The organism is Achromobacter insuavis, assembly GCF_902859645.1.
GTDB lineage: Bacteria > Pseudomonadota > Gammaproteobacteria > Burkholderiales > Burkholderiaceae_B > Achromobacter > Achromobacter insuavis.
In genome coordinates this window covers 20,938-33,117 of sequence record NZ_CADIJR010000036.1, presented here as the reverse complement: position 1 = coordinate 33,117, position 12,180 = coordinate 20,938, and the positions used below count along the sequence as shown (strand labels likewise).

Annotated in this window: 10 protein-coding genes; 6 read left to right on the top strand and 4 right to left on the bottom strand. The window is 69.5% G+C overall.

The window, feature by feature from the left end; genetic code table 11:
* Window positions 1–21: 21 nt before the first annotated feature.
* Genes H0523_RS18235 through H0523_RS18225 form a run of 3 tightly spaced genes read left to right on the top strand, consistent with a single transcriptional unit; the run spans window position 22 to window position 3,022 of the window.
* Window positions 22–1,035 (top strand): Bug family tripartite tricarboxylate transporter substrate binding protein, encoded by a 1,014-nt coding sequence (locus H0523_RS18235; protein ID WP_054460883.1) that lies wholly within the window; start codon window positions 22–24, stop codon window positions 1,033–1,035.
* A 14-nt stretch (window positions 1,036–1,049) separates the two neighbouring features.
* On the top strand, window positions 1,050–1,985 hold the full coding sequence (locus tag H0523_RS18230) for a hydroxyacid dehydrogenase (protein WP_054433129.1): 936 nt from the start codon (window positions 1,050–1,052) through the stop codon (window positions 1,983–1,985).
* Between the two features lie 29 nt (window positions 1,986–2,014).
* Window positions 2,015–3,022, top strand: a complete 1,008-nt coding sequence (locus H0523_RS18225) for an Ldh family oxidoreductase (protein ID WP_054433128.1) — start codon at window positions 2,015–2,017, stop codon at window positions 3,020–3,022.
* Between the two features lie 76 nt (window positions 3,023–3,098).
* Here the strand turns inward: H0523_RS18225 and H0523_RS18220 are convergent, their stop codons facing one another.
* From H0523_RS18220 to H0523_RS18210, 3 genes are all read right to left on the bottom strand, one after another.
* The gene (locus H0523_RS18220) at window positions 3,099–5,789 is read right to left on the bottom strand and encodes an Ig domain-containing protein (RefSeq protein WP_054433127.1); all 2,691 of its coding nucleotides are present in this window, start codon (window positions 5,787–5,789) and stop codon (window positions 3,099–3,101) included.
* 8 nt (window positions 5,790–5,797) lie between these two features.
* Window positions 5,798–7,339 (bottom strand): hypothetical protein, encoded by a 1,542-nt coding sequence (locus tag H0523_RS18215; protein WP_054460886.1) that lies wholly within the window; start codon window positions 7,337–7,339, stop codon window positions 5,798–5,800.
* A 481-nt stretch (window positions 7,340–7,820) separates the two neighbouring features.
* On the bottom strand, window positions 7,821–8,720 hold the full coding sequence (locus tag H0523_RS18210; RefSeq protein ID WP_054433125.1) for an AEC family transporter: 900 nt from the start codon (window positions 8,718–8,720) through the stop codon (window positions 7,821–7,823).
* Window positions 8,721–8,837: 117 nt separating this feature from the next.
* Between H0523_RS18210 and H0523_RS18205 the strand changes: the two genes are divergently transcribed.
* A complete protein-coding gene (locus tag H0523_RS18205; protein ID WP_054433124.1) occupies window positions 8,838–9,089 on the top strand; it encodes a helix-turn-helix domain-containing protein in 252 nt (83 codons plus the stop codon).
* Here H0523_RS18205 and H0523_RS18200 read toward each other — a convergent pair.
* A complete protein-coding gene (locus tag H0523_RS18200; protein ID WP_054433123.1) occupies window positions 9,079–9,618 on the bottom strand; it encodes a hypothetical protein in 540 nt (179 codons plus the stop codon). The two genes, H0523_RS18205 and H0523_RS18200, sit on opposite strands and share 11 nt — an antisense overlap.
* A gap of 61 nt (window positions 9,619–9,679) precedes the next feature.
* Here H0523_RS18200 and H0523_RS18195 point away from each other — a divergent pair, with 61 nt between their 5' ends.
* On the top strand, window positions 9,680–10,573 hold the full coding sequence (locus H0523_RS18195; RefSeq protein ID WP_054433122.1) for an alpha/beta hydrolase: 894 nt from the start codon (window positions 9,680–9,682) through the stop codon (window positions 10,571–10,573).
* 32 nt (window positions 10,574–10,605) lie between these two features.
* Window positions 10,606–12,177, top strand: a complete 1,572-nt coding sequence (gene gshA / locus H0523_RS18190) for a glutamate--cysteine ligase (protein ID WP_054433121.1) — start codon at window positions 10,606–10,608, stop codon at window positions 12,175–12,177.
* Window positions 12,178–12,180: the final 3 nt, after the last annotated feature.

Below are 12,180 nucleotides of genomic sequence, written 5' to 3'. Positions count from 1 at the left end.
CACCCCCAAGGAGGAAGACAGATGAATCGCGAGCAACACCCCCCGATCGACGACGCCCAGCGCCGGCGCCTGCTCGGCGCGCTGGGCGCCGCCGGCCTCTGTGCGCTGGCCCCATGGCAACAGGCCCTGGCGCAGAAGCGCGCCTGGCCGGAACGCCCCATCAACTACGTGGTGCCCTTCCCGCCCGGCGGCCTGACCGACGTGGCCGCGCGCCAGGTCGGCAAGGCCTTGAGCGACGCCGAACGCTGGAACATCGTGGTCGAGAACCGGCCCGGCGGCAGCGCCAACATCGGCGCGGCCCACGTCTCGCACGCCGCCCCCGACGGCTACACCTGGCTGGCCATCACGCTATCGCACGCCGCCAACGCCACGCTGTTCGCCGGCAAGGCCGGCTACGACCTGACCCGCGACCTGACGCCGGTGGCGGGGCTGGCGTCCTCGCCCATCATGGTGGTGGTCAACGCCAAGAGCCCGATCAAGACCATGGCCGACCTGGCGCGCGCGGCCGCCGCCAAGCCGCTGGCGGCCGGCTCCAGCGGCAACGGCACGCCGCCGCACCTGACCCTGGCGCTGTACCAGAAGCTGACCGGCGCGCCGCTGATGCACGTGCCGTACAAGGGCGGCGCGCCGTCGCTGACCGATCTCATCGGCGGCCACCTGGACGTGGTGTTCTCCAACTACCCCGAGTCGCTGTCGCATGTGAAGAACGGCTCGCTGCGGGCGCTCGCCATCACCACCCGCGAACGCAGCGCCGACCTGCCCGACGTGCCCACGGTGGCGCAGGCCGGCCTGCCCGACCTGATCGTGGAGAACTTCACCGGCGTGATGGCGCCCGCCAGCACGCCGCCGGAACTGGTGCAGCGCATCGGCGACGCCATCGTCAAGCAGGTGTCGCAGCCGGCCATGCAGCAGGCGCTGCTGCAATTGGGCTTCGTGCCGCAGCCGCGCGGGCCGGCGGAATTCGGCGCCTACGTGCGGTCCGAAGTGGATCGCTGGGCCAAGATCATCCGCGACGCCAACATCCAGATCGCCTGACACCGGAGCCCTTCATGCACGTGCTTATCTCGGAGTTCATGGACGCGCCCGCGGTCGACAGCCTGCGGCAGCGCTTCGACGTGCGCTACGCCCCCGACCTGGTGGAGCAGCGCGACGCCCTGCTGCAAGCCGCCGCCGGGGCCGACGCCCTCATCGTGCGCAACCGCAGCCAGGTGGACGCGGCCCTGCTGGCCGCCGCGCCGCGCCTGCGCGCGGTCGGCCGGCTGGGCGTCGGGCTGGACAACATCGACCTGCCCGGCTGCGCCGCGCGCGGCATCCAGGTGGTGCCGGCCACCGGCGCCAACGCGCGCGCCGTGGCCGAGTACGTCATCGGCACCGTGCTGGCGCTATTGCGCGGCGCCTACGCCGCCAGCGCCGAGGTGGCGGCCGGCGCCTGGCCGCGCGCGGCGCTGTCCCAGGGCCTGGAGGCGCATGGCCGCACGCTGGGGGTGGTCGGCTTCGGCGGCATCGGCCAGTTGACGGCGCGGCTGGCGGCCGGCCTGGGCATGCGCATCGTCGCCTGCGACGCGGCGCTGCCGGCCGCCCATCCGGCCTGGGCCGAGACCGGCGCCACCCGCCTGGAGCTGGACGAGCTGCTGACCCGCGCCGACGCGGTCACCCTGCACGTGCCGCTGAACGCCGACACCCACCGCCTGCTGGATGCCGGCCGCATCGCCCGCATGCGGCCGGGCGCCATCCTGGTCAACACGGCCCGTGGCGGCGTGGTGGACGAAGCCGCCCTGGCGGCGGCGCTGCGCTCGGGCCACCTGCGCGGCGCGGCGCTGGACGTGTTCGAACAGGAGCCGCTGCCCGCCGGCGGCCCCCTGGCCGGCGCGCCCAACCTGATACTCACCCCCCACATCGCCGGCTTGACACAGGAAGCCAACACCCGCGTTTCCGAGATGGTGGCCGCCGGTGTGACAATAGCGCTTACCGGCGGCGCCCGATGACACGCGGCGCCCCCCCTGACAGGAAGGATATGGCTCACATCTATCTGGACGAACTTCAACACCTGGCCGCGGCCAGCCTGGCCGCCGCGGGCGCCAACCCGGCCATGGCCGACACCACCGCGCGCGCGCTGGTCTTCGCCGAAAGCCAGGGGCTCAGTTCCCACGGCCTGTCACGGGTGCCGTTCTACGCCGGCCACCTGCGCGCCGGCCGCGCCATCGGCAGCGCCGTGCCGCGCATCGCGCACGAACGCGGCGGCGCGGCGCTGATCGATGCCGGCTCGGGCCTGGCGTTTCCCGCCTGCGCGCTGGCGGTCCAGGAAGCGGCCCGCCGCGCCCGCGAGCACGGCGTGGCCTTCATCGGCGTGGCCAACAGCCACCATTTCGGCGAGGCCGGCTACCACCTGGAAGCCCTGGCCGACGCCGGCCTGGTGGCGCTGGCGCTGAGCAACTCGCCCGCGGCCATGCCGGCCTGGGGCGGAAAGCGTCCGCTATTTGGCACCAATCCCATCGCCGCCGTGTTCCCGCGTCGCGGCGGCGGCCGCATCGTCATCGACCTGTCGCTGTCCCAGGTGGCGCGCGGCAAGCTCATGATCGCCGCGCGCGACAACCAGCCGATCCCGCTGGGCTGGGCGCTGGACGCCGACGGCCAGCCCACCACCGATCCCAAGGCCGGCCTGGCGGGCAGCATGCTGCCCGCCGGCGGCGTCAAGGGCGCGATGCTGGCGCTGATCATCGAACTGCTGGCCTGCGCCCTGACCGGCTCGCACTTCGGTTTCGAGACCGAGTCGTTCTTCGTCGACGAAGGCGGCCCGGCGCGCCTGGGCCAGGCCTTCATGGCCATCGACCCCGGTGCGCTGGCCGGCAACGAGGCCTACCTCGAACGCGTCGAGACGCTGGTGGAAGCCATGCTGGAAGACGACGGCGTGCGCCTGCCCGGCGACCGCCGCCGCAAGCTGCGCGACGAGGCGCTCAAGCACGGCGTGGAAGTCCCCGAAGCGCTGATGACGCAGTTGCGCGCCATGTCGGGCGTGGCCTGACACTTTCCTGGCGGCGCCCCGCGGCCGGACAGGCCGCGGGACGCGGCCCGCGCCCCATCCGCTGCCATGCTGACGGTCACGGGGCCGCAGGCGGCACGATCTCCAGTATGAACAAGGCCGAGGCGAACAAGACGCCATCCAGGGGAAGATCCGAGACATAGACGAAGAACTCGCTCTTCATCTTTTCGTGGGTCGTGCCGGTAATGACGCCCGTGCTGGGATCCATCTTCAGCCCACGGGGCAATCCGCCTCCCGCCACGCGATAGGTGACCGGCCGCCCCGCGGCACTGACGCCTGACACGGGTTGATAGTTGACGGCTTCCCCGGCCTGATACGTTTTCGACGACACCAGGACCGTCGCCGTCGGCAACTGGTACGTCACCAGACCGAAACGGGCCTCGGCCTCATGCGCAGGCGAAGCGCTGTCGGTGACCGTGACGGTGTACCTGGCGTCACTGCTATCGACCTGTTCGACCGTCGGTGTGCCCGAGATGATGCCAGTGGCAGGATCCATCGACAAACCGCTCGGCAATGCGGGCGCCACCGTGTACGTGAGCGCGCTGCCGATACCGCTGGACGCCGTCACCGGCGCGTAAGGCGGGAACACCATGGATATCCGCTGGGGCTTCACCGGCGCATTCATCGTGATGGCGATGCCCGGGTTGGAAGACACGCTCAGCTTGAAGGTGGCCGAGGCCGTCTGCGGGGGGCTGGCGCCATCCGTGACCGTGACGGTGTACTCGGTCTCGGGCGACGGGGCCGTCGCCGTGCCGGTGATCTCGCCGCTGCGCGCATCCATGCCCAGCCCGCTCGGCAAAGCCGGCTGGACGCTGAACTGGGGCAGTCCCAAACCGCCTTCGGCCTTGACCGGGCTTTCCGTGACGGGCTTGCCGACCTCGACCGAGATCGTCGTCGTGCCCACGGCCGTCGCGGTGAGTGCCGGCGCGATCGCCAGGGTGAAGGTGCCGGTCGCCGAATGCGCCGGCGTGGCGCTGTCCGTCACGGTGTAGGTGTACGTCGTGATCGCGGACGGCGCGGTCGCGGCCCCCGTGATGGCGCCGGTTCCCGCATTCATGGCCAGCCCCGTCGGCAACGCCGGCGTCACGGTGTACTGATAAGGACGGACGCCGCCCGAGGTCATCGGCGGGGTGTAGTCGACCGGATCCGTGACCCGATGCTCCTCGCCATGGTTGAACACCGACGTCTTCAGCCCCGCATTGACGGCGAGCGAGAAGGTCGCGGCGGCTTTATGCCCCGCGTCATCGGTGACCGTGACGGTGTAGACCGCCTCTTTGGACTCGCCGGACGCAGCACCGGTGATGACGCCGGTGGCGGCACTCATCGAAAGCCCCGCGGGCAACGTCGGCGCGACCGCGAAATGGCGCGTGCCGACACCGCCAATGGCCGTCACCGGCGTGATGTCGAGCGCGGGGTCGCCAACGACGATGGTTTGCGTGGAGATGACGGTCGTGGCCGCCAGGCCGTCGACGATCTCGAGCGTGAAGTTCGCAGTGACCGGCGGCACCGCCGACACCAACCCATCGACGGACAACGCCACGGTGTAGCTCGTGGCCGGCGCCGCGCTGGAGGCGGATCCCGTGATCACACCGGTTGCCCCGTCCATTGCCAGTCCGGCGGGAAGCGCCGGCGACACAGCGTAGGCGTATGCAAACGCCGAAACCTCGGGCAGCCCGCCCGAGCCGGTGACCGGACGATAGTTGATGGACTCGCCGACCGTGGCGATCTTGTTTCCGTCCACGACTGTCGCGGTGAGCACATCGGCAACGGCGAGCGAGAAATTGGCCGTATATGAGTGAGCTGTTACGGCACTGTCCGTTACCGTCACCGTGTACGTCGTCCAGGGAGACGCGACCGTGCCGGAGCCGTCGATATTGACCAGGTAAAGCCCCGCATCGGTACGATCCTTCGCCACGCTGACGCTCACGCCAGGAGGCAGCGGCGGCGAGACGGCAGCATGGAACGCGCCGATCCCCCCTCTGACCTGCAACAGGCCTTCGACCATGTTGTATTCATTCAGCATGAAGCCAATACGATCACCGCCGCCAGTGGCGACAAATGCCGGTCCGATGGTCATATCGAACGTGGCGCTGGCGGTATGCGCTGGGGTGGCGGCATCGCTCACCGTGACGGTGTAGGTCGTCTCCGGCGAGTCGACGGTCGCAGTGCCGGACAGGACGCCCGTATCCGAGGAAAAGGCCAGCCCCGCCGGCACGGTCGGCGCGATGGCGTAACTCAGCTTGCCGATGCCGCCGCTGGCGGTCACCGGCACCATGTCGGCAAAGGGCTCGCCGACCAGCCACGTCCCGGCGGCGAGCGTGGCCTTGGCCGACAGCGGCCCGACGACCGTCACCTGATAGCTGCCACTGCCCGACTCGAACGCGGGCAGGTCGGCCGCCTGCGTGGCGGTGACGGTGGCGGTGCCCGCCGCCACCGCGGTGACCGTGCCGTCGGCGGCGACACGCGCGATGGCGTCATCGCTGGAACGGTAGGTGATGGCCCCCTTGCTGGCCGGCTGGTCGCTGCGCGCGGGATTGGCGGCCGTTTCGCCGAGCGTCAGGGTGAGCGCCGGTTGCGCGAAGCTCAGCCTCGGGGTGGCGGTGGCCTTCTCGACGACGACATTGATCACGCTCAGCCGGGATTGCGCGAACGTCGCGCCGGCCCATGACAAGCCCAGGACAAAGCAGGCCCCGACCAGGGTATAGAGGACCAGGTCGGAAAAGGTGTGGAGGTATTTTGACATCTTCATCCGGCCGTTCATTTGCGGCCCACGGTGATCTTGACGTTGTAGGTCGCCAGGGTGGCGTCGCTGACACGCACGACGTACTCGTCGGTCTGCGCCGGCACGGGCAACCTGAACAGGTCGACCGAGAGTTGCGCCGGCGCGACCGTGAATTGCGGTGGCGTCGCCACCGCGGCGCCGTTTTTCTGCACGGCCGCCAGCGTCAGCGCGCCACTGCCCACGGCGATGGTCAGGCGCTGGCCATCGGCGCTGACCTTGGCGCCCGGCGGCAGGCCGGCCTTCTCGATGAAGACTTCCTGCACGCCGGTGCGGTCGACCTTGGCCAGGAACGTCTGCGGAATGCGGTCGGGCCGCGTGACGGCCTTGTCCAGCAGGCGCTCGCCGGTGTACTGCTGCAGCGATTCGCGCATGGCCAGCGAGCTGCCGTCGGCCGTATAGCGCGACGGCGAGATCAGCTTCATCAGGTCGACGTAGACCATGACCGTCTTGCTGTTGAGCGCGCCATCGCGCCCGCGCGACATGCCGAACGACAGGCGCGCCTTGTCGCCCGACAGGCTGGCGACCAGGTCGCGTGACACGCCGGTCGATACGCGCATGTCGAACAGGTAGTCCTTGTAGACCGCGAACTTCACGCCGCCGGACAGATAGGGACGGTGGCGGCTCTCGACCGAGCCGTCGCCCATCGGGTAGCGTTCGTGTTCCAGGCCGAGCGAGGTGCTGAGCACGAGCGAAGAGAACGGCGCGTATTGCAGGTCCACGCTGGCGCCGAACAAGCGGCCCGTGGAGATGCGGCGCGGGTCGTACAGCACGCGGGTGTAGTTGGCGTAGTCCTCGACCACCGTGCGGCTCGACAGGTCGTTCGGGCTGTGGGCGCGCGCGCCCCACGCGGATGCGCCCAGCGCATGCAGTCCCAGCCCCGATTCCGGTGCGAACAGGCGGCGCGCCGCCACGATGCCCGCCAACTGGGTGACCGGCACGCGCGCGCTGCCGGAATCGAAATCGAACGACGGCCTGCCCTTCATCAGCGACACCGCGGCGTCGAATTCGTATTGCTTGCTGGCGTCGACGAAAATGCCGCGGCCGATCAGTTCGCGCTGGTATTCACCGAGCTGCATGCTCGCGCCAAGCGCGAAACGATCGGTGATGAGCCGGGAGTATTCGATGCGGCCGATCGGCGCGTTGTCCATGGCGCCGCCGCCGACCCTGAAACGCGAATCGGGCGTGGACAGCGCGAAGGAATCCCGCCCCAGCGACAGGGTGCCGTCGCCCACGGGCACGGTCAGGTTCGCATTCGACGCGCCCATGCGCGTGTCGGACGCCGCGGCCATCATGGGATTGCCGCGGGCATCGCGCCGCGCCTGCTCGGCCCGCGCGGATTCCTGCAGGAACGAAGCGAAGGCCCGTTCGAGTTCGCGCTTGTCGCCGGCTTGCGGCGCCGGCAAGTCGGGCAACCCGGCCGCCTTGGCGGGCGTGGGCGAGGCGAAAGCCGCGGCCAGCGCCAGCAGCAGCGCCCGCATGCCGTAGCAGGACAGGGCCCCGCCACGGGCGACAGGCATCTTGCCAGGAGACGATTCCGTATTGGGATGGGCCGCGCGATGGGCGATGGATTTCCGCAAGGGAACGGGCTGAGGCATTTTGATATTTCCAACATCGGCCGCGGCAATGTCGCCGGAACCTGAATCACGAGGGATGCGTTGATTCTAGGTACCAGGAAGGGGCGAAATGACCGCGCGGCCGACGCACAAAATTAAGTGAGTGAATCGACCACCACGGTCAATTGGATAAGCAAAATATCTGAATGCCTGCGGCGAAAGAAGCGCGCGCCATCTAGAATCGGACGGCCGGAATGCGCAGTCCTCAAAGGGCGGAAATCGGGGTGGAAAAATGACACGAGGCATCACATGCCGGCGGCGCGGACCGCATGAGCGCACGCAAAAAAACGCGGCCGCCGTTGCCCGGCGCCGCGCGGTGGCGACCCCGCCAGGCCGGGCGCCCGATTGCCGGCCTGCGCGAGGCTCTTGCCAGAGTGAACAGGCCCTATGGGCCGGCGTGGCTGAACCAGAGCATCAGCGGCGCCAGCAGCAGGAAAACCACCGTCGACACCAGCACCGCGCCGGCGGCGGTGTCGCCCATGTCCGTGTAGCGCTTGGCGTACATGTAGCTGACCACGGCGCATGGCATCGCCATCTGCAGCGTCAGCGCGCCGGCCAGCACCGGTTCCAGGTCGAGGACCCAGACGATCGCCAGGCCCGCGGCCAGGCCGGTCACCAGGCGCATCACCGCCACCTTGGCGCCGTCGCGCAGGCCGTTGGCCGGGATCAGCGCCAGCGCGTGGCCCAGGCTCAGCAGCATCAGCGGCACCGTCACCGCGCCCAGCATGCGCGCGGTCTCGATCAGCCAGGCCGGCACCGGGATGTGCAGCAGGCGCATGGCGACGGCCACCACCGAGGCCAGCAGGATCGGACTTTTCCAGCTGCCCTTGGTATTGACGCCGGGCAGCAGCCGCACCGCGATGGTGTGCATGACAAAGGAGTTGACGGCGAAGAACGCCACCGCCACCGACAGGCCGGCATCGCCGAACGCCAGTTGCGAGATCGGCAGGCCGAGGTTGCCGGCGTTGGGCAGGAAGGCCGTCGGCAGCAGCGTGCGCACCGGCAGGCGGCCCAGCTTGAGCAGCAGGGCGCAGGCCAGCGCGCACAACAGCAGCGCCAGCAGCGTGGCGGCCGCCACGTCGGCCAGCGCGCGGTCGTCCAGGTGGGTGGTGACGAAGGTGTGGAACACCAGCGCCGGCGTGGTCACGGACGTGACCAGCGTGGTGATGAAGGCGCCGCCGAACGGCAGGTCGCGCTTGCCCCAGAAGACGCCGATGCCGACGCACGACAACAGCGGCAACATCAGCATGATGGCCGACAAATAGAACTGCGCGATGGCCAGCATCCGTTTATTCCGTCAAAGATTCAAAGGGTGATACGCAACGGCATCGTCGCTTGTCCACGGCCGATCGCCGGCCGGAACATGGGTTGTCTTTTGCCAGGAACCCGCGTCCCCGCCGTCATGTCCGCCGCCCCCATTGTCGTCGCCCCGCTTGCACCGCCCAGCGTCCGGCTGTCGCCGCGCGAATCGGCTTCGCTGCACTGGAGCGCCGCCGGCAAGACCAGCTGGGAAACCGCCCGCATCCTGGACATCAGCGAAAGCACCGTCAATTTCCATCTGCGCAACGCCTGCCGCAAGCTGCAGGTGCGCGGCCGCCGCGCCGCGGTGGCGGTGGCGATCCGGCGGGGGCTGCTGTACTCCGTCACGGCTTGACGACCACCGACCTCAGGAATTCACGGGCCCGTTCCTCGGGCAGGCTGGCTTCGGTGCCCGCCGCCACCGCCTCGATCAGCATGGTGTCGGTCACCCACACCCGCGCCCGCAGCCAGCCGGGCTTGCCCATGGCCTTGCCCTGCACGTCGATGTCCTGCCCATAGGGCGGCCACGCGGTGGGCGGCGGCGCCTGCATGTTGACGTACAGCGAGCGCATCAGCGCCATGCCCAGCGCCTGCCGGGCCACGGGGTCCGCCGCGATCTCCGGCGGCAGCGGCGCCGACCCGATCGCGAACACCGCTTCGCCCACGGTGGCCGTGGCCAGGGTGAACGACAGCGTATGGGTGTCCAGCCGCAGCTGGCGGGTCTCGGTCTGCACCCGGTCCGGGAATGCCGCCCGCACCCGGCCGTCCGCCACGTCCACTTCGCGCCAGTTGTAACGGGGCGAGCAGGCGCTGACCAGCAGGGCCATCACAAGAATCAGGCCGGCTTTCTTGAACATGAAACGAAACAGCGATGAAATCGTCATTACCGTAAAGACCCCACGGTCTTTTCATTTCGAGGACAGCCCCAAATTGTCGCCGATTTCGATGACCCCAGCGCCCGACGGCACGCCCCTGGCCAATTATGTCTGGCCCGCCGCCCCGAATGTGCCCCCGCCGATCATCGGCCCCGGCACGCCCGGCATCTACCTGCTGCATGGCCTGAGCGAGCATGCCGGGCGCTATGACCGGCTGGCGCGCTGGCTGACCGCGCGCGGCTGGACGGTGGGCGCCCATGACCACCGCGGCCATGGCCGCTCCGGCGGCCGGCCGGCCACCCTGGCGCACCAGGAGGACCTGGTGACCGACGCCGTGGCGCGCCTGGCCGACTGGACCGCCGTCCACGGCCGCCCGCCGATCCTGCTGGGCCACAGCCTGGGCGCCCTGGTGGCGGTGCGGATCGCGCTGCAGCGGCTGGCCCCGATCGACGCCCTGGTGCTCAGTTCGCCGCCGTTCGTGGTCAACGTGCCGCCGTGGGTGCGCCGCACCCTGACCTGGATGTCGCTGCACGCGCCCGACCTGCGGGTGCCCCATGGCCTGGCGCCAGCCCGCATCTCGCACGACCGGGCGGTGGTCAAGGCCTACCGGTCCGACCCGCTGGTGCGGCGCAGCATGACCGGCCGGCTGGCCCGGTTCGTCGATGACGGCGGCCGCGATTCCCTGCGGGAGGCCCATCTGCTGTCCTGCCGCACCCTGCTGATGGTGGCCGGCGACGACTCCATCGTGGCGGCCGAGGGCAGCCGCCAGTTCGCCCAGCGCGCGCCCGCCGAATTGCTGACATTGCGCTGGTACGACACCGCCTGGCACGAGATTTTCAACGAAACCGCCCCCATCGCCGACCCGGTCTACGCCGACCTGGACGAGTGGCTGGCGCGCACCGCCGCGCAATTGTCCCTGTCCCCAGTACTGGCTCCCTCGGCAGAGGAGGCCAGCACCCCGTAAAATCCGGCGACAGACCCCATCGAGAAGATTCCGTGACTGATACCGCCGCCCAACGCCTCGCCCGCCTAGAGGCCAACCGCTCGCTCCTGACCCAGACCCTGCGGGGTATCGAAAAAGAAGGCCTGCGCGTCGACGAGCAAGGCATCCTGGCCCGCACGCCGCACCCGGCCGGGCTTGGTTCCGCGCTGACCAACGAACACGTCACCACCGACTATTCGGAATCGCTGCTCGAACTGATCACCGGCACGCACGACAACGTCGAGGCCCTGCTGGCCGAATTGACCGCCACCCACCGCCACGTCTACAGCGTGCTGGACCACGAGCTGATCTGGAACCAGTCGATGCCGGCCACCCTGCCGGGCGAGGCCGACATTCCCATCGCCTGGTACGGCACCTCCAACACGGGCATGCTCAAGCACGTCTATCGCCGCGGCCTGGCCGAGCGCTACGGCAAGACCATGCAGTGCATCGCCGGCGTCCACTACAACTTCTCGCTGCCCGAGGCGCTGTGGTCGGTGCTCGACACCCAGCCCGGCACCGACCAGGACCGCCGCTCGCGCGGCTACATCGGCCTGATCCGCAACTTCACGCGCTATTCCTGGCTGCTGATGTACCTGTTCGGCGCGGCGCCGGCGCTTTCCTGCGACTTCCTGCGCGATGGCGAACACGGCCTGCAGCACCTGGGCCAGCACACCCTGTATCTGCCCCACGCCACCAGCCTGCGCATGAGCGACCTGGGTTATCAGAACAAGGCCCAGTCGCAGCTCAAGCTCTGCTACAACGATCTCGATACCTTCCTCGGCCGCCTGTACGACGCGGTCACGCAACCGTGGCCCGACTACCAGAAGATCGGCACGCATCGCAACGGCGAATGGATCCAGCTCAACACCAACGTGCTGCAGATCGAAAACGAGTACTACTCGAGCATCCGCCCCAAGCGCGCCACCGGCCGCTGCGAGCGCCCGATCACCGCGCTGGCCGAGCGCGGCGTGCAGTACGTGGAAGTGCGCTGCCTGGACATCAACCCGGAATCACCGGTGGGCATCGATGCCGACACCAGCCGTTTCGTCGACGCCTTCCTGCTGTTCTGCGCCGCCTCCGACAGCCCCTTCTTCCCGGCCAACGGCTACTGTCAGCGCAGCGCCGACAACTTCTCCACCGTGGTCAAGGAAGGCCGCAAGCCCGGCCTGCAGCTGGACCGCGACGGCAAGGCCATCGGCCTGGCGCAATGGGGCCAGGAACTGCTGGACCAGATCGCGCCCTACGCGGCCCTGTACGACTCGGCCCTGGGCGGCAGCGCCTACGCCGACAGCCTGGCCGCGCAGCGCGCCAAGCTGGGCCAGCCCGACGCCACGCCGTCCGCGCGCCTGCTGGCCGCGCTGACCGCCAGCGGCGAATCGTTCCACGACTTTTCGCTGCGCCAGAGCCACGAACACGCGCAAGCCCTGCGCGCCCAGCCGCTGCCGGCGGACGTGGCGGCCGAATACCGCCAGGGCGCGCTCGACTCCAGCGCCGAACAGCTGCGCCTGGAGCAGTCCGACGACGTCGATTTCGACACCTATGTCGCCCGCTATCACGCCGCGCTGAAGGCCCCGCGCAAATAAGGC